The 24,639-nt window shown below is 45.9% G+C and carries 18 protein-coding genes; 16 read left to right on the forward strand and 2 right to left on the reverse strand.

Annotated features, from left to right (window positions below; all coding sequences use genetic code 11):
- Positions 1-178: 178 nt before the first annotated feature.
- Together PRIO_RS14870 and PRIO_RS14875 are read left to right on the forward strand one after the other, a co-directional pair.
- Positions 179-712: a sigma-70 family RNA polymerase sigma factor gene (locus PRIO_RS14870; RefSeq protein WP_046503185.1), complete on the forward strand. Its 534-nt coding sequence runs from the start codon at positions 179-181 to the stop codon at positions 710-712.
- Positions 709-1,818, forward strand: a complete 1,110-nt coding sequence (locus tag PRIO_RS14875; RefSeq protein ID WP_046503189.1) for a DUF4179 domain-containing protein — start codon at positions 709-711, stop codon at positions 1,816-1,818. The genes PRIO_RS14870 and PRIO_RS14875 overlap by 4 nt, the downstream gene beginning before the upstream one ends.
- 73 nt (positions 1,819-1,891) lie before the next feature.
- Here the strand turns inward: PRIO_RS14875 and PRIO_RS14880 are convergent, their stop codons facing one another.
- The gene (locus PRIO_RS14880) at positions 1,892-2,563 is read right to left on the reverse strand and encodes a tetratricopeptide repeat protein (RefSeq protein WP_046503193.1); all 672 of its coding nucleotides are present in this window, start codon (positions 2,561-2,563) and stop codon (positions 1,892-1,894) included.
- Between the two features lie 297 nt (positions 2,564-2,860).
- On the opposite strand from PRIO_RS14880, the gene PRIO_RS14885 reads away from it, so the two are divergent.
- The gene (locus PRIO_RS14885) at positions 2,861-3,862 is read left to right on the forward strand and encodes an aldo/keto reductase (protein ID WP_020431841.1); all 1,002 of its coding nucleotides are present in this window, start codon (positions 2,861-2,863) and stop codon (positions 3,860-3,862) included.
- A gap of 206 nt (positions 3,863-4,068) precedes the next feature.
- Positions 4,069-4,227 (forward strand): hypothetical protein, encoded by a 159-nt coding sequence (locus PRIO_RS36075; protein ID WP_020431843.1) that lies wholly within the window; start codon positions 4,069-4,071, stop codon positions 4,225-4,227.
- Positions 4,228-4,340: 113 nt separating this feature from the next.
- Here PRIO_RS36075 and PRIO_RS14890 read toward each other — a convergent pair whose 3' ends face one another.
- Entirely contained in the window at positions 4,341-4,553 is a 213-nt protein-coding gene (locus PRIO_RS14890) for a hypothetical protein (protein ID WP_020431845.1), read from the reverse strand.
- Positions 4,554-5,248: 695 nt separating this feature from the next.
- Here PRIO_RS14890 and PRIO_RS36770 point away from each other — a divergent pair.
- From PRIO_RS36770 to PRIO_RS14945, 12 genes are all read left to right on the forward strand, one after another.
- The gene (locus PRIO_RS36770) at positions 5,249-6,472 is read left to right on the forward strand and encodes a fibronectin type III domain-containing protein (RefSeq protein WP_231869900.1); all 1,224 of its coding nucleotides are present in this window, start codon (positions 5,249-5,251) and stop codon (positions 6,470-6,472) included.
- 351 nt (positions 6,473-6,823) lie between these two features.
- A complete protein-coding gene (locus tag PRIO_RS14900) occupies positions 6,824-8,185 on the forward strand; it encodes an ABC transporter substrate-binding protein (protein ID WP_020434002.1) in 1,362 nt (453 codons plus the stop codon).
- Positions 8,186-8,282: 97 nt separating this feature from the next.
- A complete protein-coding gene (locus tag PRIO_RS14905) occupies positions 8,283-9,236 on the forward strand; it encodes a carbohydrate ABC transporter permease (protein WP_039839238.1) in 954 nt (317 codons plus the stop codon).
- A 71-nt stretch (positions 9,237-9,307) separates the two neighbouring features.
- Positions 9,308-10,096 (forward strand): carbohydrate ABC transporter permease, encoded by a 789-nt coding sequence (locus PRIO_RS14910; RefSeq protein WP_407944495.1) that lies wholly within the window; start codon positions 9,308-9,310, stop codon positions 10,094-10,096.
- A gap of 64 nt (positions 10,097-10,160) precedes the next feature.
- Positions 10,161-11,885, forward strand: coding sequence for a sensor histidine kinase (locus tag PRIO_RS14915; protein WP_020433999.1), 1,725 nt, complete (start codon positions 10,161-10,163; stop codon positions 11,883-11,885).
- Between the two features lie 14 nt (positions 11,886-11,899).
- On the forward strand, positions 11,900-13,267 hold the full coding sequence (locus tag PRIO_RS14920) for an ABC transporter substrate-binding protein (RefSeq protein WP_020433998.1): 1,368 nt from the start codon (positions 11,900-11,902) through the stop codon (positions 13,265-13,267).
- A gap of 17 nt (positions 13,268-13,284) precedes the next feature.
- Entirely contained in the window at positions 13,285-14,883 is a 1,599-nt protein-coding gene (locus PRIO_RS14925) for a response regulator (protein WP_046503205.1), read from the forward strand.
- Positions 14,884-15,818: 935 nt separating this feature from the next.
- A complete protein-coding gene (locus PRIO_RS14930) occupies positions 15,819-16,478 on the forward strand; it encodes a hypothetical protein (protein WP_046503208.1) in 660 nt (219 codons plus the stop codon).
- 331 nt (positions 16,479-16,809) lie between these two features.
- On the forward strand, positions 16,810-22,398 hold the full coding sequence (locus tag PRIO_RS14935) for an RHS repeat domain-containing protein (protein ID WP_231869901.1): 5,589 nt from the start codon (positions 16,810-16,812) through the stop codon (positions 22,396-22,398).
- A gap of 2 nt (positions 22,399-22,400) precedes the next feature.
- On the forward strand, positions 22,401-22,688 hold the full coding sequence (locus tag PRIO_RS35570) for a hypothetical protein (RefSeq protein ID WP_111502944.1): 288 nt from the start codon (positions 22,401-22,403) through the stop codon (positions 22,686-22,688).
- 152 nt (positions 22,689-22,840) lie between these two features.
- Positions 22,841-23,449, forward strand: coding sequence for a helix-turn-helix domain-containing protein (locus tag PRIO_RS33890; protein WP_052741459.1), 609 nt, complete (start codon positions 22,841-22,843; stop codon positions 23,447-23,449).
- 133 nt (positions 23,450-23,582) lie between these two features.
- Complete coding sequence (locus tag PRIO_RS14945) at positions 23,583-24,488, forward strand: hypothetical protein (RefSeq protein ID WP_046503213.1); 906 nt, start codon at positions 23,583-23,585, stop codon at positions 24,486-24,488.
- Positions 24,489-24,639: the final 151 nt, after the last annotated feature.

Raw genomic sequence — 24,639 nt, forward strand, 5'->3', positions numbered from 1 at the left:
AGGCATAGCGTTAAGCAAGCTCCGCGCCGGGAGCTTGCTTTTCGTGTTTTCCCCGGGGAGTTCTTGAGGGGGTAACTGTGCTAACCTGAATGTAACCTTATTAAGGGTCTGTGCATCTAATTAGCAGTCATGACGGAAGAGGAACACTGCAGAATTCTGCTGGACAGGAGGCTGGCCTTTGGATAACAGGCTTGAGAAGCGGGTAAGACGCGCGCAGAAAGGGGACAATGAAGCGTTTATTGAGCTTATTCAGGAGATGGAACTACAGATGTATCAGATGGCGAAATCCATTGTGAGGAAAGATGAGGACTGCGCGGATGCGATGCAGGAATCCACATTGAAGGCTTTTAAAGCGATTTCCACCTTGAAGCAGCCTGAGTTTTTCAGAACATGGCTCTTTCGCATTCTGATTAATGAGTGCAATATGATTTTGCGCAGACGGGTTCAGACCGTGACGATCGCCGAAACACCTGTCACGCCGGATGAACGGCTATCTATGGCGGAGCGGATGGATCTTCGCACAGCTGTACATCAGCTGGAGGAAATTCCGCGCACCCTTGTGATTTTGCATTATTATCAGGGCTTTCCGCTGCAGCACATCGCAGATTTGCTGGAAATGTCCGAAGGCGCTGTGAAAACAAGGCTGCACCGGGCAAGAAAAACATTGTATGAATGGCTGGCGGACCCCGTAGAAAGGGAGATGAACGGATGAATCCGAAGCAATTGGATCAAGAACTGGATGGCTTAAGGGGGGATAAGGCTGAAGAGGTGCCGGAACTTGTCAGATCACGTATGAATAGCGTCTACCAGGAGTTAAAGGGAAGCGGGGAAAAGGTTACACCCGGCAGAAGACGGAGAAGCTGGTGGCAGCGGCTGCTGATTACAGCGGCTTGTGCGGCGGTTGCAGTGTTGCTAACGATCGGCCTGGGCTTTATCTCTCCAGCTATGGCCGAAACGCTGAAACAGCTGCCGTTTATGAAAAGCGTGTTCCAACTGGCTGGAGATTCAGGCTTGAAGCAAGCGAGTATTACAGGTGTTACTTCGGGTGTACAGCAAAGCGTGACACATGGAGATTTGACGCTTAGCATCTCTGAGCTGATGTATGACGGCAGCCGCTTGTCTCTGGTATTGACCAAAAAAGAATCGGACGGCGGGAATCCATCGTTTTACGAGTGGTGGAACACCCGGGATATGCAATTAGGGCCGGCGAACAATATTGATTTTTACATCAACGGAGAATTGGCAAATACTGCCTGGGGGATGGCCCCCGGGGGTACAGCATCACCAGAATCCGTAATCGTCACGGCATTGGAATCACCAAATCTCCATGTACCCGAAGCGTTTAACTTCAAAATGGTCGTATTCATTCCTGATATTGGGCAAACGTTCAGCTTTGAACTCCCGGTGAAAAAGAAAACGCTCGAAAGTATTGTACTCAGACCTGAGGCAGCCAAAACCTTTGATCATATCAATCTGCACATTAAGCGGCTGGAGATCAGCCAGACGACGATCCGGCTGATCACCGAGGTTAAGGGGGCGCCTGGCCAAGATATTAAAGCGCTTCAGGAGGCGATTCCGGATAAATATAAGATTTACGGAAGCCTGAATCTGTTATTTGACTTGCAGAATGATCAGGGGCAGACGGCAACCATGATTGGCGGTAACGGCAACGGACAAGGAAATGCCTTATCCAGCAGCAGCAGCTATGAGCCTTTTGCTGCTATGCCAAAATCAGTGGTAATTAAACCTTATATTTGGACGCAGGACAGCAGTAAGTTATATATTCCTGAGCTGGAAATGACTATACCCGTACAATAACCTAAAAACCTCCGGTGCACTTACCCGTGCTGGCCGGAGGTTCTTTTGGTTTATAGAGTATGTAGCAGAAGGTCTATCGCATCTTAGCGAAGTAGCTGCGCAGCGCCCAGCCGCGTTCCTGGCGCTTCTTATACTTGGGCAGTGAACGGTAAACGGCAGTCGATTCGTTAAAAGCCCGTTTGGCATCCTCTTTTCTCCCCAGCGCCTTGTACATGGAACCTGCGAGATAATACGCTTCACTGGAAGAGGATTGAATCTCCTGGAACTGGGTTACATATTGCAAGGCTTTGTTGTGGTCAATATTGCGGAATACTTCTGCGAGACGGAGGTAGGGTTGCCCGTATTGGGCCTTGCGGTTGATCTCCAGCCCCTGCAGCATCTGTGCCTCGCCTTCAGGCAGATGCCCCAGCTTCAGATTCGCATAACCCAGCTCCACCCAGTATTCGGCAGACTGCTCATAGCGGTCGGCGATTTGTTCCAGCAGCTCTTTGGATTCACTGTAACGCTTGCGCTCAATCAGCAGTCTGGCCAGATCGAATTTGGCCGATACATCATTTGGATTCAGTGAAATCGTGGTCCGCAGCTTGGAAATCTGCCGGCTCCGGCGGAATGGCTTGGTGAAGCTGGGAAGTATGCCAACATATCGGCGGTCCAGAAAATACAGGATAACCAGCAGAATAATTAAGGCCAGAAAAGGATTGCCCACCAGGCGGTACAGCAGCAAGAACCCGAAAAATTTTAACATGATTTCCCTCCGTTACTTGTCTTTCCGAACTCAAATCCTATATTGGTGTGAGAGCAGGGTAATTATACCATAACAGCCTATATTTCCGGTTGTTATTTTTTGGTTCTCCAAAGTGAAAGTTCGCCGAATCCATACGCCCAAAGCCGATTCCAAGGAGCGAATCCGGCGTGGATCGCTGAATTGACAGTCTGGCGGCCAGGATTTAAGCTGGGGGTACAACTGCAGCGCCGGATCAGAAACTCTGGTATATGGCCTGCATATCTGAATTGTATTCTATCTGCGAGAGAAGGATGATTCATGGAATCAGCAATGGCAGCTGCCGGCTTGCGACCCTTGGGGCAATCAACATTATCCGTGTCTCCGCTGGGACTTGGCTGCTGGCAATTCAGCCGGGGTAAAGGCATTGTCGGGAAATATTGGGGCAATCTCGAAGATGCGGATATTCTGGAAATCGTACGTGTAAGTCTGGAAGGGGGAATGAACTGGGTCGATACTGCGGAGATTTACGGTGGCGGGAAATCGGAGGAGGCGCTTGCTTACGTGCTGGACCAGCTAAAGAGGGAGGGCCGTCCTTACGCCACTCCCCTGATTGCCACCAAATGGTGGCCGTTATTCCGCACAGCTAATTCCATTACCTCTACGATTGATGAGCGGATCCGTTGCCTTGGCGGCCGGGATATCGATTTGTATCAGATCCATCAGCCCTTTTCCCTGTCCACGATTGCCAGTGAGATGAAGGCGATGGCTGGACTTGTGCAAGCGGGCAAGATCCGGAATGTAGGGGTCAGCAACTACTCGGCGAAGCAAATGACTGAAGCACATCACCTGCTCCGGCAATATGGCCTGAATCTTGTGTCCAACCAGGTGAAATACAACCTGTTGGACCGGAAAATCGACCGGAATGGAACTATGGAAGCTGCGAAAGCGCTGGGCATCTCGATTATTGCCTATTCCCCACTGCAGCAGGGGATTCTGACCGGACGCTTCCACAAGGACCCTGCGCAGATCCGGGCTGTTTCCCGGGTGCGGCGGATACAATCCGGACTGGACGACAAAAGTCTGGCCCGCAGCAAGCCATTAATCGACAGCTTGACAGTGCTTGCGGATAAGTATGGGGCTACTCCTGGCCAGATTGCGCTGAACTGGCTTATTCATTATAACGGGGAGACGGTAGTCGCCATCCCGGGAGCTTCCAAAGTCCGTCACGCACAGGAGAATATCGGAGCCTTAGGCTTCCGGCTTGAGAAGGATGAGCTGGAGCATCTGAATGATGTCTCCTGGTCAGCGCTGAAATCCTGAAAGATTGAAGAAGAATGAGGAGCTGCTTATACAGTTAATTGCCGTTGATTAGCCTCCGGACCGCTTTGCGGGCTGGGGGTTATTTATTTTTTTCATTAATGTGAAATAAAACTGTTTAGGATTGGAAAACACGGGGTATATAAGGGTTAAGATGATGCGCAGATACGCAAATCTGGTGAAACCTATTCCAAGGAGGTTGAACTTCAATGAGTATGACAGTACATAATCTTATGGCTTTCAACCATCAATATTTCAGACCTCAGCCCGTGACCGATCCGAAGCCGCAAAGGTCCGATGACACAACGCTGAGCTTTCAGGAAATTCTAAACGAGAAGCTGAAGGCCCACAGCGGGATGAAGAAATAACAGAAGCATTTTGAGCGCAGCCTATAATGATGCAAAAGATAGAAGCCGGATCATCCGCCCCAAGGTCGGATTGTCCGGCTTCTTTGTGCGGTTTTTCTAACAGGCAAGCTATACTAAGGTCTGACCTCGTAAAACTGGCAGGTGCTGCGGGAATAATAAGCTAAGTCGCTGACCCGGGATTGGATCACTACATCCGAATCGGTAAACCGGATGACGGTTGCCCCGGAATTCACCAGATGATCATCCTCGAAGACCCGAACCGGCAGTTTGCGGTCAACGGCTTCCTGGAAATCGCTGTCGGTCAGCAAAGGGCGGTTGATAGGCATATAAAAATACTCTCCTTTGATAAATTAGAAGAACTTATGGGTTCCCCGCCTGCCCTTATGCATGGATAAGGGCAGGCGGGGAATTAAAATCAGTATACCTGTCCGCAGCGGATTAATCCATAGGGCGTGAAATGCCTCGTCAGCTCTATGCTGGTCGAGAATCGGTGCAAAAAAGTTATAAGGTATACACTGAGTCAATCCCCGATAACTGCACACGTAATTTTTTATGTAATTTATAGAGGATATCTTAGGCCATGGAGGGTCCCTAAAAGGAGAAAGATAAACGATAGGGAAAAACCAAAGTCAAAAAATCCGGGCTCAAGCCGGGCGGGAAGTATCTTTTACTCATGTTATGAAGCCCGTAAAGAGTCTCTGAAGAAAAAGGTCTGGACAGTCAGATCTGTCCGTGGGTTTTATGCGGATTGGAAGTAGTTCTGCTTGAAGTTTATAGCAGCCTATTTGCTTTATTACTTGGTATGAGAACAAACAGTCCAGCACAGGAACTGCATCCTATGCGATTAATCTTTTGGAGAAGTTTTCCTTACCGATGATCTAGAATTCAATTCCCCTGACTTAAATCCACATATTTCCTCAATAACCCTTAAGTGTATTGTAAATTTCTGTAGAAAAACAGACTGTTTGTTCGCCTTTATTTAGTGTAGGCTTGATGCATACATAATAAAGGAGATGATTTTTTGAGAAAGTGGAAGAGTGGATTAGGGAAGTTAGTTTTGATTTTTATTATATTAATATCCGTTTTAACCATTCAACCTTCCTCAGAGAAGGTATCGGCTACTGGAGTTGAAACTCCAAAAACGGTTGAGGGAATGCAAGGGGTGGCAGTGCCTGAAGGAAGCACAGTATCTGCAACAGGGAAAATAAATGCTGGAAGAACTACCAATTTAGCTATTGACGGCGACATAAATACATATTGGAATAGTGCAGGATTCTCAGATACCTTAGTGATTTTGTTTCCAAAAGAAATCGACTTGAATTTCATTCAATTGGCTTCAGTAGCAACTCCAAGTAACGCTTCTGTTTCATATACGATATCTGGCTATCAATCAGGAACATGGATAAAAATTAGTGACACAATTACAAAAAAGATTAATAATGTGAACAAAGATTATGCAGTACTTGAACCAATAAACGTAAAAATGGGAAACTATAGCGGAATCAAAATTGAAGCTAGTTCTAATAAAAGTACATGGATTGCAATTGCAGAAGTTACGTTAGGAACAGAATTTATACAGGACCTTATAGCGACTGCTGGAGATAGTCAAGTTAGTTTAAACTGGAGTGCAGTAGAAATAGCTGATAGTTATACCGTGAAATATGGAACCGAATCCGGTGAATATACACAATCAGCAATTGCAACAAAAGATGAATATGGAAACTTTGTCATTCCTGGATTAACTAATGGGACTACCTATTATTTTGTAGTTAGTGCCATGGTCAATGGCGTGGCTACCGACTATTCCAATGAAGCATCAGCAACACCGATAGCACCAGAACCGACACCCACAGCTACGCCAACAGTGACACCTGAACCAACCATTGAGCCAACACCAACAGCAACCCCGTCACCAAAACCAACAGCAACCCCATCACCAACCCCATCACCAACCCCATCACCAACCCCATCACCAACCCCATCACCAACCCCAGAACAACCAACAGGTGACCGCGCAATTCTGGTAGTGACGATGAATACCGGTCTTGAAAAAGAATTCGATCTGAGCATGGATGAAGTGAATGCCTTCATTGCCTGGTACGAGAACAAGCAGGGCGGCACAGGAACTGCATCCTATGCGATTAATAAGCACGACAACAACAAAGGCCCATTTACCAGCCGAAAGGATTACATAATATTTGATAAAATTCTCACATTCAGTGTAGACGAATATTCTGCGAAATAATATTTACACATTGTTCCAGCTAAGCCTAAATAAACGTAACAGAAGCATCTTACCCCTCCAGCAATGGTGGGGTATTACATTTTTAAAGGAGGAGTGTATTGAAAAAGCTCTTAGAGTGCTTGGGATCTTTTTTGCAGCGGCCCCCGTTGTTATAAAATATGTTCTTATTGATGGACTATAGTGAGAATGATCGGGCATTGCGATCTCGGTTAATGATATTAGCAAGTGGGTCACCAATCAATAAATCATAAGTATTTCCACCATAAATCGGAAGTTTGCCTCCTCAAAAAAACAAATTCCCTGCTGTACACTAAATCTTGTAAGAGAAACCTTTGAAAGGGGTACAGAGGAATGAGAAAAGCAAAGCACCTGGCAGTGTCACTTGCCGCCGTTCTGCTTGTAGGTTCACTGGCAGGATGCGGAGGAAGCAACAACGCCGGGAAGGACAACACTACCAAAGAAAATTCCGGTAACAATGCAGCAAGCACAAATGCTCCGGCTACAGACAAGGCAGCAGATCCTGCTGAAAAGATTGAGCTCTCTTTCTGGACATTGGGCAACGTCAACTATGAAGAGCTGGCGAACGCGTATACCAAAGAGCATCCGAACGTTACGATTAAGATTCAGAACACCGGGGACCAGACCGCGCATCACAACAACCTGACGACAGCGTTGTCCGCAGGTTCGGGAGCGCCTGATATTTTCCAACTTGAAATCGGTTTCATGGAACGTTTCCTGAGTGCGCAGGACAAATTCTACAACTTGAATGATTACGGTGCGAAGGATATTCAAGCCAATTATCTGGATTGGAAATGGAAACAAGCCTCGTCCGTGGACGGCAGCTTCCAGCTGGGCCTCCCGACAGATATTGGTCCAACCGTTGTGTACTACCGCACAGACCTGGCTAAAAAGGCCGGACTGCCGGAGGACCCTGACGGCTTCGGTGCCGCTATCGATACCTGGGATAAATTCGCCACAGTAGCCAAAGCGTATAAGGATAAAATCGGCAAGCCCTTTGTCGATCTGACCGACCTGACTTACAACGCGCTGCGTGACCAATCCAATGATGAGATTTATTTCAGCAAAGCGGACGGCAAATTTATCGGCGACACCAATCCGCAGGTGAAGAAAGCTTATGATTTCACAGTCAAAGGCATTCAGGAAGGCTGGATCAGCAACTTCATGCTGTGGTCTCCTGAGTGGGGCCAAGGCATGAATGACGGTTCTTTTGCCGTTATTATGGGACCTGCATGGATGGCGGGAAATATCAAGAGCAATGCTCCTGACACCTCCGGCAAGTGGAAAATTGCCCAGCTTCCTGAAGGCGCAGGCAACTGGGGCGGATCTTTCATCACGCTGCCGAAGGAAGGCAAGCATCCTAAGGAAGCTTATGACTTCATCCAGTGGCTCGTGAACAAAGACAATCAGCTCGAATCGTTCAAAACCAAGGGTCTGATGCCTTCTATTCCGGCGCTCTATGAAGATCCTGCATTCAAGGATTTCAAGGATGATTTCTTCGGCGGCCAGCAGACTGCAGTTGAATTCGGTAAATCGGCAAACCGCGTAAAACCTGTATACTACGGACCTTTGCATGACCAGACCGATACCTTCTTCAAAAATGCACTGAAAAACGTGCTGGAAAAGAAAGCGGACCCGGCCAAAGAGTGGGATGAAGCCGTGAAGCAGGCGAAAACTCTGGCAGAACGCGGCTAAGTCTTGTAATTGAGTTATCATTGCTCGTCCGGACTCAGGAGGGAAGCACCTTCTATGAGTCCGGATTTAAAAACGTTATATTCCCTGGAGGTGTGACATGGCTGAGCCCGTACTCGCGAGTCCACATGCCGAGAGCAAACGCCCTTTTTTGACTGAACAAAGACGGAGCCGTATTACTGCGTATACCTTTATTTCTCCTTTCTTTATTCTGTTCTCGATATTTGGACTGTACCCGATTTTTTTTACGATTTATTTGTCCTTTTTCAAATGGGATGCCTTGGGTCCCATGAAGTTCGTCGGTATGAAAAACTATGATCTGGTGACGAGCGACCCCACCTTCTGGATTTCGTTCTCCAACACGCTCATTATGGGCCTTATGGGAACCGTTCCGCAGATCATTCTGGCGCTGCTGCTGGCCGTGCTGCTGCATTCCGGCATGACCAAATTCAAAAAAACGTTCCGTATTCTCTATTTCATGCCGAATATCACTTCAATCGTCGCCGTTACGCTGGTATTCAGCACCCTGTTCGGCAATAACGGGATGATCAACTGGATGCTGAATGGACTGGGCCTGGACAGCGTGGCCTTCAACTCCGGCTGGTGGGGCGTCAAAATCGCCATTTCCACAATGGTCATGTGGCGCTGGACGGGCTACAACGCGATTATATTCCTCTCCGGCCTGCAGAGTATTCCGACGGATCTGTATGAAGCTGCCCGCATCGACGGAGCGAACCGAAGACAGCAGTTTACGTTCATTACCATGCCGCTTCTCCGGCCATTTATTGTTTTTGTTACGTTGCTGTCCACGATTGGCGCTCTTCAGCTCTTCACCGAGCCTTATGTCTTCCTGGGACAGTCCGGAACCGGCTCTACACGGCAGGAAGGGATAACGATGGTTACCTATCTGTACAGTGAAGCTTTCCGCAACGGGTTCTTTGGCACAGCGGCAGCTACGGCAGTTCTGCTGTTCCTCGTCACGATTATTTTCTCCTTGCTTAATATGCTGGCTTCAAGCCGCATGGGCGGAGATACAGGAGGGAAAAAAGCGTGAGCACACTGCGTACGTACAAAAAAAATCCGGACGATCTTGGCCTTTTCGGTAAGTTCTGGTTCTATGTGCTGATGATTCTCGGCGCCCTGGTGTCCATCTTCCCGTTTTACTGGATGTTTGTTGTAGGCACCAATGATAAAGGTGCTGTGTTCCATGTGCCGCCGCTGCTGACCATCGGGGACCAGTTCATCGACAACTTCAAGCGTGTGCTGGATAAAGCAGATTTCTTCCAGGCGCTGGGCAACTCCCTGTTTGTATCCTCTATGGTGACCATCTCGGTCGTGTTCTTCTGTACACTGGCCGGTTATGCATTCGCCAAATATGAATTTCCATTCAAAAACGTGCTGTTCTACTTCGTCATTGCCACATTGTTCGTACCGCAGCAGCTCGGTGTGCTGCCAACGTATGTCATTATGGCAAAGCTGCACTGGATCGACAGCTTCAAGGCACTGATCGTGCCGGCGATGGTTAACGCGTTCGGGATCTTCTGGATGCGCCAGTACATTTCTACAGCCGTACATACGGAGCTGATCGAAGCAGGCCGCATCGACGGCGGGGGCCATTTCCGCATCTTCTGGAATATTGCGATACCGGTCATTACGCCGGCGATGGCTACACTCGGCATTCTGAACTTTATGACGGTGTGGAATGATTTCTTCTGGCCGCTCGTCGTTCTGAAGAACAAAGAGCATTTCACCATTCAGATTGCGTTGCAGCAGCTATTCACTACACGTGACGGCTTGGATTATGGAATGATCATGTCCGCGACCTTTACAGCAACCCTGCCGCTGCTGGTGGTATTCCTGCTGTTCAGCCGCTGGGTCATTGCCGGACTGACCTCGGGTGCAGTCAAGAGTTAACAGGAAATAAGGATTGCCGTGAAGAATAATAAGGACATAGGACAGCAGGAGGAAGGGTAGGATTATGAAGCTCCGCCGCAAAATATTGTTCGCTATTATTCTTCTCGTGTTCATCCCCGTCATTGTGATGGGCAGTGTTACTTATATTAATTTCTCCAACGCCATGGAGAAGAAATCCAGCAATTTCTACTGGATCTCGCTTCTGGAAACGGACCGCAAGCTGAAGTTCGCACTCAGTGAAATTACATCCATTACGAATTCGGCCATTACGCAGCCGGCGATTCAGCAGTCGCTGAAGCAGCCGGATTTTGTGCTGACCTATGACCGCAAGCAGGAGATCAACAATCTGCTGATCAACCATCCGATGATCACCTCGTTCAGCCTGTACGGCAAGGACCGTCTGCTGTACCAGTACAATGCGCCCATGTCTTTTGCGGATATGCGCCAGCAGACCTGGTATGGGGCGATGGAGAGGGCTGAAGGACGCCCTGTCTGGTCCGGTCCCGGAGAGAACGGCTCGGAATCTTCAGGCGAGCCAGTGCTGGTGCAGGCCAGAATCATTAAGGATTACTATTCGCTGGAGGATATCGGATATCTGGTGGTGTATGTGAAGCCGGATTTGCTGGATCAGATATTCTGGGAAGCCGCAACGCTGAAGAAAGGGGATATTCTGCTGGTGAACAAGCAGGGGAATATCGTCTTTAACAAATCCGGTGAGCACATCGGACAGCGGACGGATTTTCCCTTTTTACAGGAGAACTACAACCAGGAGCAGGACTATTACATTGACAATTATCAGGGGGAAAAATCACTGATTACTTTCCTGCCTTCACATAATGCAGACTGGTATTTGGCAGCGATTACACCGATGAATCTGATTTCTTCAGAGTCTGTGTCGATCCGCAATATTGCGCTTATACTGGGTGCGGTTTCGCTCATCTCCGCCTTTTTGTTCGACCATTATTTTATACGCAGGCTGGTGCGCAGCATCAATAGTGCGGTGAACGGAATGAAGCGGGTCAAACAGGGCATCTTCACCCCCATTAACGTACCGGCCCGTGCCGATGATGAAAGCGATTCGCTGATTGACGGCTTTAACCGGATGAGCTCACAGATCAGCGAACTGATCGAACAGGTCCAGACCGAGCAGGGCCGTAAAAAGGAAGCGGAAATGCAGGCGCTGATGGCGCAGATTAATCCCCATTTTATCTATAATTCACTGGAATCGATTAACTCCATGGCTGTGCTGGCCGGCAACCGCGATATCAGTAAAATGGTCGTCTCGCTCGGCAGGCTGCTGCGGATCAGCATCAGCCAGAATCAGGAGCTGATTCCGCTGCAGATGGAATTTGAGCATGTCCGCCATTATCTGGATATCCAGAAATTCCGTTTTGAAGACAAGTTCTCTTATGCACTGGAGCTTCCGGCATCGCTCAAAAATCTGATGACACAGAAGCTTATTGTTCAGCCGATTGTTGAGAACGCTTTGTACCATGCCATTGAACAGATGGAGGAGCATGGGGTGATTACAATCTCTGCGGAGGAGACGGGAAAGGATCTGATCATCATCGTGAAGGACAACGGACCCGGCTTTGAGCTTGCCACCTTGATGAGTCTATGGAATGAGGAACGCACCAATCCGAAAAAATACAGCGACAGCGGGGTTGGACTCAAAAATGTGCATGAGCGTCTGAATATCCGGTTCGGCAATCCTTACGGGATTGTGGTCTGTTCCTCTCCCGGCTTCGGGTCAACGATTTGCATCCGTATTCCGAGAATTCTGCCATGAAGGGAGCGGACGGGATGACCAAAAAGCAGATGGTGCAAAGATGGCTGACCAAATGGGGCTGGATTCTGCTGTACATTGTTCTTATGTCCGGGGCGGTCCTGTACATTATGCAAGGCGGCAGAGAACCGATTGAGGATAATTCACAGGAAAAAATTACACTGACTTTCCGGCATTTCTGGATCAAGGAACATGACCGGCCGCTGCTGGCCATTTTTGAGGAGGTTGTGAAGGAGTATCAGGGGGCGCACCCTAATGTAAAAGTGAATTTTGAGGGGCTGGACCAGACGATACACCGTGAGCAGAAGCTGAAAAGCGAGATGGTCACCGGCACGCCCCCGGATATGTTCGTGCTGTTCGGAGGCGCAGAGATTGAACCTTATGTGCGCTCCAACCGCCTGATGGATCTGACGGATTTTGCACAGGAGAACGGCCTGAAGGACCAGTTCAAGGATCTGCACCTGTGGACATTTAACAATCATATCTACGGATTGCCGATTGAAGGTAATGCGGAGCCGCTGTATTATAACCGGACGGTCTTCAATAAGCTGGGCATTAAAGTGCCCGGGACGCTGGCAGAACTGGACGCGGCGATCGTTCAATTGAAGCTGCAGGGGTACATTCCGTTTGCGCTCGGCAATGAAGACCGCTGGCCCGCAGGGATATTCGCCCATTATTTAATGGACCGGTATGCCGGTCCGGACCTGATTCAGAAGCTGGTTACGGGCAAGGATGGAGCCAGCTTCGGGAACAGCTATTATAAACAGGCCTTCCGGCATTTCGGTCTATGGGTCCATGAGAATGCGTTTAGCCCGGACTCCAATAATACCTCAACGGAAAATGCAGTCCGCCTGTTCACAAGCGGCAAAGCTGCTATGTATTTGAACGGAAACTGGGATATTAATCTGTTCTCCGGGGAGAACGCGCCGGCGGATTTTCAGAACGAGGTGGGAGTCATCCCGTTCCCCGCACTGGACGGTGGTGAGAAAGCCTCCATTGCCGGCGGATATACGATAGGGATCGGACTGTCCTCCAGCCTGACAGGTGCGAAGCGGGAGGCAGCGCTGGAACTGATGAAGGCGCTCTATACCCAGGAGACACAGAAGCGGATTGTGTATGAAGGGCTGAGAATTCCGTCCATGCGCATTACCTTTGACCCCAATAAAACAGGGCCGGTTTTTGCCCAAGTGATGGAGCTGATGGAGAACAATCAGCAGAGCTTTGTGCCTTATGACAATCTTCTGTCACCGGAGGTTAAAAAAACGTTCCTGAGTGTCATTGAAGAAATGATTGATGGCGGCCTGCAGGGGGATGAGGCGCTGAAGGAGCTGCAGGCTGCATCGAGACAGTATTGGAAATTGATTCGGAGCTCGGCCATTCAATAAGCCTGGGGGGTCTTAAGATGGGTGCAACACAGGAGAAATACAAAGTGCTGCTGGTAGATGATGAGCCGATCATTCTGCGGAGCCTGAAGGTCGCCATCCCTTGGGAAGAGCTGGGCCTTGCCATTGCGGGGGAAGCGCGGAATGGAGAAGCGGCGCTGCAGCTAATCGAAGAGACGGCACCGCAGATTATCATCAGCGATATCCGTATGCCGGTCATCGACGGCATCGCGCTGATGAAGGAGGTGCTGCCGCGCAGCAGCAAGCTGATCTTTATTTTCATCAGCGGCTACGGAGAGTTTGAGTATGCCCGGGAAGCGCTGCGCCAGGGGGCCTTTGACTACTTGCTGAAGCCGATCGATCATGATGAATTGACGGAAATGCTGACCCGGGCCATAGCCAGGCTCAAGCGCCAGAAGGAGAATGAGCAGCTGATGCTCTCGGTGCAGACCTTGTCCATGCTGGCCCGCGAGCGGATGTATGCCGAGTTCACACTCGGCAATCCGCGTCCGCTTCAGCATCTGAAGTGGCTGGAGAACAGCGAGCTGGAGGGCGAGTATTTCATGGCCGTGGTCCGGCTCGATAATTACGCTTCCTTGACGGCGCAGTGGAGCGTGGAGGAGAAGCGGCTTTGGCTGTTCGCAGTAAGGAACATTCTGGAGGAATGGTCGCTGGAGAACGGCGTGCTGTCCGTGTTCCCGTTCTACAACGGGGAGTGGATTCTGCTCTTCCCCGGTAGTCTTGGCAGTGTCAGCAAAGAACTGGGCGAGCAGTTGATTTCCGGAATCAGGAAATATTCGAAGCTGGAATGCTCGGTAGGCATCAGCCGCATCACCCGGGGCATTGACCAGCTAAGCACGGTATACCCGCTTGCTTGCAAAGCGCTGTACCAGCGGTTTTATTCAGGTCAGGCGGGAGTGTTCATCGATGAGGAGACGGCGGCTGGCGGCAGCCGGGAAGTAAAATATCCGAAGGAGCTGGAGCTTGCCCTCATCGAGAGTATCCGGACGGTGGATCTGGAACGGATGCTGTCCTTATTTGATGAAATGTCAGCTTTCATTGAAGCCCAGGGGCTTCCGCAGGAGCTGGCCGAGAGACTCATCATTGAAATGATTGTCGTCCTGTACAGACAATTTGAGCACCTCAATCTGCATACAGACTGGTCGCTGGAGGGGCTGCTGAGCAGGCTGCACGGTCTGGGCACACTTTCTGCGATGATCGCGGCACTGAAAATGGAATTCAGTGAGTGGATGCTGGGAAGCAATAAGTCAGCTACCCGCGAGGATGGCCGGAGCGTGGTCGAAAAATCCATGCGGTATATAGAAGCCAACTATCACAAGGATCTCAGCATAGAAGAGGTGGCGGAGGTGGCGGATTTGAGCATCAGCCATTTCTGTACGCTGTTCAAGCAAATCTCCGGTTATACCTTCCTGGAGTTCGTTACACACTGCCGGATGGAGAAAGCCAAATATATTTTGCAGAACAGCAATGTTAAGGTTTATCAGGTTGCGCCGCTAGTCGGCTACCAGGACCCGCGCTATTTTACACAGGTGTTCAAAAAAGCCACCGGCAAGACACCGACGGAATACCGTGAGGAAAATTCCCGGCAGGCGAATTAATGTCCTACCCACGCGATCTGGGGGAGAGTTGCCCTCTGTGGACTGGTGAAGAGAAATAACATTTGGGGAGTCCGCTCCTTACGGACCGGAAAACCTTTATTTTCAAGAAAGAGCTACTTTTAGCTGCCTAACGGACCGTGGAGCGCTTATTGTCTCTCTGACAGACGTTTATGGGTTGAATACCCGCCTATAAAGGCTCTGGTGTCCGTTAATTTGTGAAAAAAATGATTTTCAATAGAATAAGTGTTCCTCAGTCCGTATAATAGCCAGACTCCCCCGATCAAAATATCAATCTAGCCGGAAACGGGTATACCTGAAATGTGATCTCCCAACCCTTCGTTCGTTGCGGCGGATCACAATAATCCTTTATCTTGAGCGCTGGGCCTCTGGGCCGGGTGAACCTAAGGTAGAGGATTTTTTTGGTGTTCAAAAAATAAACGAATTTGATATTTGTCTAATTATATATAGAGAAACGATATATAATTCAATTAGTTTTATAAAAATCCACAACCAAACCGTAACTTTACTAGGAAGAAGTTTTTAAGTCGATTTCTAGTGTTAATTACGTATTTCGCAACGTCTTTCAGAGTGGAATTACCCCATATTTTGGGGTGGTACCTTAATTTGAAAATATGTTTAGAGATGGGTGTCGACAGAATTATTTCCGAGTGTGAATAAAACTTGCAAGGAAATTGGGAGAGTGATAGATGTGATTTCAATTTTATTTCTTTAATCTTTTATAAATTAAGAGTTTCGACATAACTCATGTTAGTTCTACATTTTCTTCTAAAGAAAAAAAGATGATTGTAGTATAAGATTGGATGTAGTAAAAGAACTCCAAGTAAAGGAGGGAATTGCAAATAATAACTTTTAGATGAAAATAATGATTACATAATTATCGCTTTTTTGAAAATATTTTGATTGGAGGTCATTTAATGAATAGAAAATTTGATTCTAATTTTAAGAGAACAGTGAGCGTTGTCTCACTTTGTGTGCTTATAGGAGTATCCAACTCTACAGAAGTGTCTGGAAAAACAAGCCTACTTGAACAACAATCTTTATTATTTAAGGAAACAGAATTGTTAAGTGGAAAAAATTTCAGGAAGTTAAATGTGGCTAATAAAATAAATCCTGTGCTTTCTACACATAGTGAGTTTGATAAACCATTAGAATTAGGCAGTAATTCTATTTCTTTTGAGAAAGGGTGGAATAAATATTCATTTACTCCAAGTATTTCAGGTTCGTATACATTTAAGTTGGATTTTGATGAACATATAGAAGAAATGGAGGAAATTCTATATACAATTATTTTGATTGCTGATGTTGATGATATGGGTGAGGTATTTGCAGAAAATCAAAATTACAGTACTCTATCAGTTAAACTTATTGCAAACAAACAGTATTATCTCTTTATAATGAATCCTAAAATCCCTAATTGGAGAGCTTCATTAGATATAAGCAAAGAAATTAATGAGTACGATTATATCTATAATTGTAATAACCAATTAATATATATTAAAAATTCGAATAACGTTATAGTTCGTAAATTTGAATATGATAATAACGGGAACCTAAAGAAATCATATACTCCTTGAGAAATGAATGTAGTTTTTGCAACAATGATAAAGATGGACATTACCAATTTCTTGGATTTTATGTTTGTGCTTAGTTCCTAAAAGCCTAGAGGAAGGTGTGGATATCCATGCTATGGCCATAGGAAATAGAAAATAATAGTGGGAGTGAATTCATTGAAATTCAATAAAAGCAACCCAATTCTTATAGTAATTTTAGTCATCTTGCTTCTGATAGATAACTATCCTATAAGCTCTGTTGATGCGTAAACTTCAAAGCAAGTTACAAGTTGTACCTTAAAGAGGGAGCGCCTTCTCGCTAGAACAAAATTATAACTTTTTGGGGGATTTACTAATGAATAAGAAGAAATTATTAAAAAAAATAGTACTATGCCTGATGTGTTTTATTCTGGCAATACCGGGTATTCCACTTAGCGCGAAGAGAGGAGAGCAGAGCAGTGAAATGAACCCGATGGTGTCTGCTCCCCCAAACTTAGAAATGGAAACTTTCCCTCAGCCATCTGCTGACAATACAAATACGCTGAAACAAACATCCTCAAAGGCAGAGCGCCCCCCTATTGATGATGTATTCACAGTACAAGAGGAAGTGTATCAGCCCTCCAAAGAACCTTCCGCCATATTGTCTATCAAAGCGAAAACCCTTGAGAAGCAGAAATTTCTGAACTCAGCCGCATTACAACGTTCGCTAACCGCGGAAACGAAACCATCACAAGATTTAAGCCAGTCGGAAATCGATAGCTTGGTGCTAGCCGGAGCATCAAGGTTAGATGTATATTGGATTAATTTGCTGAGGCTAACCCCTTCTAAATGGGCACCGCTGGAGCTATTAAAGTGGAAGCAAAAAGGAAATATAACCTGGGAACAAATTCAGTCAGAGTTGAACGGAGAAACTTCCTTAAATTTAGAAGAGCCATCCGTCCAAGATTCCGTATATACAGTTACAGAGGATATTCTCCACCTTCAGCAACGTCCAAGCGTGACCTCCCAAGTGTATGTCAAAGATTCAAATGTTTTGAATGATTTGGGGATCACTGCGGCTACAACCACCGCTTTTGATCTAGCTGTTGACAGTGCATTTGATGGTTTGATCAGAGAAGCACAAATCAATCAAACCAAAAAACCTCAATTTGAAGATCGTAGTGGCTCCAGTGAATCCGTCGATCCGGCTTCAGGTACCTTACTGTTTAAAAAAAATCTGATCAATCTACCCGGGCGCGATGGTCTGGATCTGGATGTTGGACTGAAGTACAACTCAAACAATTCGACTCCGTTTAGATTAAGGTATGATAGTGCAGTAGGTAATTATACGATAGGGAGTTATTCTATATTAGGATCCGGTTGGGATTTTCAATTTCCATCGGTTCAAGGTTCTGGAGAGTACTTGTATTATAACGATGGAAAGGGAAGCAGTTATAGAGTATCCGAATATTGGTCAGATCCGTTAACCTCGTATACACATATTGTGAAATACAACGGCAAAGACAAGCGGTTTATGTTCGATCGGCAGCATATCTTTAGTAATGGTGAATACAGTTCAGATTACTATATGGAATATGCGGATAAAAAGCGGGAGTACTTTGGATATAATGGATTATTGCTTGGCATTGTTGACCGCTTCGGTAATACCATAACCTTTAAATATGAAACCCGTGAACTTTTTGTCAGAGATAATGTTTCTAAACAAACGATGTATCTGTTGTCGTCCATAACAGACTCTATAGGAAGAGAAGTGAAGATCAGCTACGAGAATAATATCGAAACCACAGGCGCTTTTTCTGGAAACCATGTTTACATCCGTGTGTATGAGGGAACCCGCGAGGTTCAGAAAGTAACCTTAACTGCAGGCAGAGTCATGACCACTGTAAATGAAATCCAAAAATACATTCCGCTGTTGGACTCCATTACGAATCAGGTTGGAGAAAAAACATACTTCAATTATGATTACAAACGTGCCAAGTATAATCCACATTCCTATTACTATGGCGAACAAAATTATAATTTTCACGCTTTATTAACAAAAATCACCTATCCAAGCTCAACAACCAACTATACTTATCAAGAGGTTATCCGGCATATTGGGTCTTATGAAACCGTTGAGGAATTTCAAGTGAATTCAAGAAGTGACCATACAGGTAGTATGGCTTATCATTCAGTTAATTATGAATATATTGGGAACTACACAGGAGAGAATCTCCCGGATTACCCGGAGTGGTTGCCCGAAAGCTATCGTTACGGTTCCACAGCTACGCTTCAAAGTAATACGAGCAGTAACGGACAACGAACAAAGTATACTTTTGATGGCAAGGGCCGGTTACTTTCCACCGACATTCAAGCATCCAATGGAGAACGGCAAGTGGTGACAAATGAAGCTTTTCATGAGACCTTTCTCTATTCTCCAACCCGGACAAGGACTACAGAGTATGGAGTTGGTGACAGTGATGCCACCGCCAACCATATGTATACTGAAACGGTGTTTAATGAGTGGGGGTTAGTACAGAGTCAGACCAAGCCACTGACCAGTGCACAATATAATAATCCTGCTCTAAAGCAACGTTATACGACGATTCTGACTTATGAACCCCATTATTTGATGCTGGAATCCAAAGCATGGTATCAAAATGAAACCGATCAAAGTCCTCTGACGGAGCGTTATACGTACACAGCAGAGGGGCGTATTGCGACAAGTACAAATGCCAGAAACGAGCAGACATCGTATACCTACGGCTACTTTGATGGATTAGGCAAGATTGAACGAGCAACCGCCGAAACCTGGGCAGATAATCGACTTGCCGCTAAGTCTGTGGTTCGGTATGGCAGTGAAAATGACTACGCTTATCCAACGGAACAACAACAGTGGTTCAATGTTGGTACTGCAGAGGAAAAAGTCGTCAAAACCTTGATCGCCTACGATAAAGGAAATGGTCAAATTATCCGCAAAACGGATGGGAACAACCAATCGGTTACCTATGAATACGATGCTGGGGGCCGTCTGAAAAAAGAAACGCATCCAGTCCGAACCAATGCCAACGGAGAAAGATATAGTGAAGTGATCGATTATAATTATTATCGTCAGACCTCCGTGAACTTTGATGCTGTGAATGCAGGAATAATTGTTCTAAAAGTGAATACCATTAAAACCGTAACTAACTTGTCCACTCACGATGCCGTTATCACAAATTCAGATGTATTATATAACGGACTAGGACTCGTCCTGTTGGAAGAGCACTATGATGATAATGCGGGAAAATGGGTATACCAGCAATATCATTATGACGACATGGGGCGTCCAGTGTATTCCATTGACCCCGCTGGAAATACATTGACTGTCAGCTACGATGCGTGGGGGAGACAAAACCGGGCCACGAATGCCAACGGAGATCTCGTCGTCAGCGACTATTCATTCAAAGCGCGCACCAATACAAGCTACATTCAGGATAAGAACACAGGCGAAAAGCTGAACTATGTCCAGCAGGCTTATGATGCCTGGGGGAATAAAATTTCGGCCTCCACCTATAAGGATTGGCCAACGAATCAACAACAGATTACCGAATCCTATCGATATGATATCGCGGGAAACATCACAGGTTACACCGATCCTAATCATAATGTGAACGAAGACGGGGTTACGACCACCTATGCCTATGATGCCTTAGGCCGTTTATCCGCCGTAAAAGATGCGCTGAACCAGACCACCAACTACAGCTATGACGGCAGTGGTCAGGTATCCAAAGTAACGATACAGGCTAAAAACGGCTCGCCGCAAACCCTGAATACCAAGACGTATAACGAACTGGGCCTGCTTAAAGTGAAACAGGACGGGGCTTCACAAAATGAAAGCTATACCTACAACAGCGCAGGCCAATTGGCAGCAAAAACAGACCGCAATGGCAGCACGTTTGGATATACGTATGACGAAAGCGGCCAACTGAAAAAGAGCACGATCAGCGGGATGATCAACAATGTAGCGCAAACGCAGGAAACGAATGTGATTTTCGGCAAGGATCATCCGCGAAACCAGGTGATTCAAACCCTTACGAATAACGTGGTAACAGCTACCCAAACGCAAGTGATGGATAGCTTGGGCCAAGTGCGTTCGACTTCCTCCGTTGCGGGCAACCACTCGGCGTACATCGGTAATCAGAGAGACGTACTGGGGCGGATGACACAGATCAATGACAACTACATGGGCTTTTACACGAATTATCTATATAACAAGCAGCGGCTGGATAAAGTACAAACCAACGGGAGTTCCACGGTCACAGGTGCAGCTTCGGCCAATGTGCAGTACAGCTACTTCGCGAACGATTTGGTGAAGTCGATTACGTACCCGACGCTTACAGATGGCAGCATACTGAAGACGGAATATACGTACAACAAAGCGCTGGGCTGGACCGAGAGCATTTGGAACACCAAAGGGAGTGACGTGCTTTCGGGATACAGCTACGGTTACGACAATAACGGGAATCGCGTCTCCGTAAGCGAGGTGCGCAAAGGCAGCAGCACCGCGCAAACGACAAGTTATACCTATGACGCGCTGAACCGCCTGTTGTCCATTACCCGGCCGGATGGCGCGAAAACGACGTACACCTATGACGTGCGGGGCAACCGGCAGACGTTATCGGATACGGGCAACGTCAATCTGGACACGTTGGATACGAGTTACACCTATGATTTACAGAACACCTTAACCTCCATCAACAAAGGAGGAAGTACAACCAGCTTCAAGTATTATGCCGATGGCCTGCGTTCCATGAAGACAAATGGTAATACCCAGACCCAGGTGAACTATAACCTCAATGGTGAAGTGATCTCGCAAGAGAAGATCGTCAGCGGTGTGTTCGTGGAACAAGCGAACTTTGTGCGTGGGGACCGGGTACTGGTGAAGAAGGACAAAAAGAACAACAGCGTCACGGATTACTATTACCTGTACAATGGGCACGGTGACGTCGTGCAGATCGTGGATACCAGCGGGGCGGTAATTAACAACTACACCTACGATGAGTGGGGGAACATCACCAGCCAGGTGGAGGGAACCTCCAATTCCTTCAAGTACACAGGAGAAGTATACGATCCAGAAACCGGGCTTTACTATCTGCGTGCGCGGTATTATGATCCGAGCATGGGGCGGTTTTTAAATGAGGATACGGTTGAAGGGCACATTGATAATCCGCTGAGTTTGAATTTATATACGTATGTAGAAAATAATCCGCTGATATATGTTGATCCGACGGGACATATGTCTTTTAAAACGTACTGGTACATCAGTAGAGGTTCACAAGATGGTTTTTTAAATATTGCTGGAAGTACAGCATCTGCGTTATTTAAGTCTCAGACATATAAATCCATTTATGGAGTAGGTAAGGGGTTGTATAATGGTGATATAAGTTTAGGGGATTTAGGGAACGCTTTTGGCAGTGCATTCATAGACCCCTTTAATTATTTGATTGACCATGCTGATCATATTTTTAACGGTAATCCAACAAAAAATGAGTCATATGCTTACGGTAGGAAGTATGCAGAAGCGCTTTTTAATTTGCAAGGCGCTATGGGGACTGCTGCAGGAGTAACTAAATTAATTCTAAAAGCGCCAAGTTTAGTAGCTTCGATGGGTGCTGCTAATATTATTAAAGCTGTCCCTAAGCTGGAGGGTTTGGCAAGTAGTGCCGTTAGTAGTAAAAGACCAATAATTGGTATTCTAAGAGCGAATGGTCAAATTGATGCTTTTGTTCAACCGGAGAATTATGGTGCTTTTTTAAGTCACGAGCAGTTGGGACTTACAAAGGGAGACTTAGGATTTGGGTTATCTTATTATGATGGACAGTGGAGTGTTCGTGGTTCGGGGTATGCTTCAGCTAAAGGCTGGGCACAACCAACACCAGAACAAGCAGAAATGATTAAAAAATTATTTGGTGTAGGTGACTAAATATGAATTTAAAAAGACTTATTGAGCGTCGTTATGGCGTTTACTGTCCTAACTGTGGACATGAACTTTCCATTTATTCAACATTTTCATCAAATAAGTTTGCGGTAAAGTGTAATGAATGCAAGAACGGATACATTTTTGAACGTAATAATAATCAATTACTTCCATCAACCCAGACTGATGAAATTGAGAAGTTATGGGAAAGTGATGAATATCATGAATATTACAAAGGAATTCCTACTAGTGAGGCTTTCATGCCTAATTGGTTAAAAAAGCATTCTAAAGATTAGATTATAAATGGAAACAATTCATTTATTCAAATTAGCCACGTGTGAGTCAAAGACTTCATGTGGCTTTTTCTTTTTGAAAAAGTGGTCGACATTCTTGGTATGGCATCATATAATCAATCTCGTAAGACATACTAGGTATGGCGGTGATTGGGATGATTGGATTACAATTTATAGCTGACACGTTTCACATGGAGTACAAAACAGTAGCAGAAGCAATCGGGGTATCCAAGCAAACATTTCAGGATTGGATCAAAGAAAGACGGAAGATTCCCAAACCACGTCTGAAGCAGTTATCCGAGTTGTTTGGAATCGAAGATCAGGTATTGTTCCAGAAGGAGTTGCTTCCATCCGAAAAGTCAGAAATTCTAATGATTTACTTAACCAGAACAGATGAACATGAAGAAATCGAGCTGACAGGCGTTGATGATGAAGGATATGAATATACAACAACAGAGCATTATTCGCATAATAGGCAGCTCATTGAGTATATTCATGAAGAACAAAAAAAGGAACGGTTGATTGAACAGTTGGAAATATTGGTCAATGATGAAGAAAATGAGGATTTTAAACGGCTTGAAGATGTAGTTACGGTATTCCGAGAACAGAATCGTAATAAAAAGACAGTATTGGAATTGGTCTTATATTATCTCGTTCACCGAGATAACGAATGGGGAGTACATCCAGATTACGCAAAATACGAGCAGAAACAGTTCTTTGAGAAGCTTGACAAGCTGTTCGAGGAAACTGGAATTAAACCTTAATAGGTGGTGAATACGATGAACAAGATAGACACGAGTTGAACAATAGCCGGACTCCAGCCGTGGGTTCCCATTCTTATAACATCTCCAATTACATCTAATATTTTAGATTACTAGAAATGAAAGAAGGTTCCTAATGTTTGACACTATCGTACTGAAAGCAAGACCTATTCCTATTGATCCAGATATATTGAATCAATACAACGAACATTCAACTACATTCTTAAGCAAAGAAACAGGTGCATTGAATACAAGCTATAAGATATACGACGAAAAGCTACCATTCATGAAGTATATCGAGAACAGCCAAACACTCACAGTACAAGTATCTATACCGAAGGTTCTATACGGAGACAACGTAACTATGCTCACAGAAGCAGACATTCCCTTGTTCTTTGAACGATTGCAAGAAAGGCTACTCCATCTCTTTGATGTGCATATTCCACATTCTGACTGGACTTTAAGTAGATGTGATGTCTGTTGTAATTTTCAAGTGGGCAAGAAGGTCAGTGAGTATATACGGATGTTCAGCAGGCAGAAACTTGCCTACAAGAACACTATTGCTTATAACCAAGATCAGACCGTTGAATATCGGAACAATAGCAGCAGAATTATGTTTTATGATAAGCAAAAGCAGACCCGGAAGGAAGAAGAATCAAATGAGATTATTGAACGTTCCAAAGGTGTATTGCGACTGGAAGTCCGACCTAGCGACAATGATCTGAGAAAGTTTTCGCCAACGAGGAAAGCGGTAGAAATACTCCAAAAACCATTCTTTGACTATACGATGGAGAAGACACTTGCACAGATAGAGTATCCAGAGGAAGTCAGCGACTTGGAATTGTCTTGGCTAATGGAGAACAGAGAGAGCATATCCAAGATCGAAACTGTTCTTGGTTTCCAACTACTGCAAAGCATATTCGATGAATCCGTATTAAGGCAGCTTTATACATCATCTACGTATGCCAATCGCAAAAACTTGGCAAAAAAAATAGCAATCCCCCAAGGGGACTGCCTAGATCGTCTGGCTATAAATAGCTAGAAGACACATCCTCACCGATGGACACGTTATTTTGCCGATAACGATAAAAAGTCCAACATGCTGGATGAAATAAAAATAACATAGTCTCTATTTTACTTGAAAATAAAGAGATTTCAACCCCTTCCTTCCGGGAAATGTTCACCATTACGAT

The organism is Paenibacillus riograndensis SBR5 (assembly GCF_000981585.1).
GTDB lineage: Bacteria > Bacillota > Bacilli > Paenibacillales > Paenibacillaceae > Paenibacillus_AQ > Paenibacillus_AQ riograndensis.

What these genes read in the sequence shown, in the direction of transcription:
- PRIO_RS14875 (WP_046503189.1), top strand. Translation starts at nt 709, where the DNA reads ATGAATCCGAAGCAATTGGATCAAGAACTGGATGGCTTAAGGGGGGAT.
- PRIO_RS14880 (WP_046503193.1), bottom strand. Translation starts at nt 2,563, where the DNA reads ATGTTAAAATTTTTCGGGTTCTTGCTGCTGTACCGCCTGGTGGGCAAT.
- PRIO_RS14885 (WP_020431841.1), top strand. Translation starts at nt 2,861, where the DNA reads ATGGAATCAGCAATGGCAGCTGCCGGCTTGCGACCCTTGGGGCAATCA.
- PRIO_RS36075 (WP_020431843.1), top strand. Translation starts at nt 4,069, where the DNA reads ATGAGTATGACAGTACATAATCTTATGGCTTTCAACCATCAATATTTC.
- PRIO_RS14890 (WP_020431845.1), bottom strand. Translation starts at nt 4,553, where the DNA reads ATGCCTATCAACCGCCCTTTGCTGACCGACAGCGATTTCCAGGAAGCC.
- PRIO_RS14900 (WP_020434002.1), top strand. Translation starts at nt 6,824, where the DNA reads ATGAGAAAAGCAAAGCACCTGGCAGTGTCACTTGCCGCCGTTCTGCTT.
- PRIO_RS14905 (WP_039839238.1), top strand. Translation starts at nt 8,283, where the DNA reads ATGGCTGAGCCCGTACTCGCGAGTCCACATGCCGAGAGCAAACGCCCT.
- PRIO_RS14910 (WP_407944495.1), top strand. Translation starts at nt 9,308, where the DNA reads ATGATTCTCGGCGCCCTGGTGTCCATCTTCCCGTTTTACTGGATGTTT.
- PRIO_RS14915 (WP_020433999.1), top strand. Translation starts at nt 10,161, where the DNA reads ATGAAGCTCCGCCGCAAAATATTGTTCGCTATTATTCTTCTCGTGTTC.
- PRIO_RS14920 (WP_020433998.1), top strand. Translation starts at nt 11,900, where the DNA reads ATGACCAAAAAGCAGATGGTGCAAAGATGGCTGACCAAATGGGGCTGG.
- PRIO_RS14925 (WP_046503205.1), top strand. Translation starts at nt 13,285, where the DNA reads ATGGGTGCAACACAGGAGAAATACAAAGTGCTGCTGGTAGATGATGAG.
- PRIO_RS14930 (WP_046503208.1), top strand. Translation starts at nt 15,819, where the DNA reads ATGAATAGAAAATTTGATTCTAATTTTAAGAGAACAGTGAGCGTTGTC.
- PRIO_RS14935 (WP_231869901.1), top strand. Translation starts at nt 16,810, where the DNA reads ATGAATAAGAAGAAATTATTAAAAAAAATAGTACTATGCCTGATGTGT.
- PRIO_RS35570 (WP_111502944.1), top strand. Translation starts at nt 22,401, where the DNA reads ATGAATTTAAAAAGACTTATTGAGCGTCGTTATGGCGTTTACTGTCCT.
- PRIO_RS33890 (WP_052741459.1), top strand. Translation starts at nt 22,841, where the DNA reads ATGATTGGATTACAATTTATAGCTGACACGTTTCACATGGAGTACAAA.
- PRIO_RS14945 (WP_046503213.1), top strand. Translation starts at nt 23,583, where the DNA reads ATGTTTGACACTATCGTACTGAAAGCAAGACCTATTCCTATTGATCCA.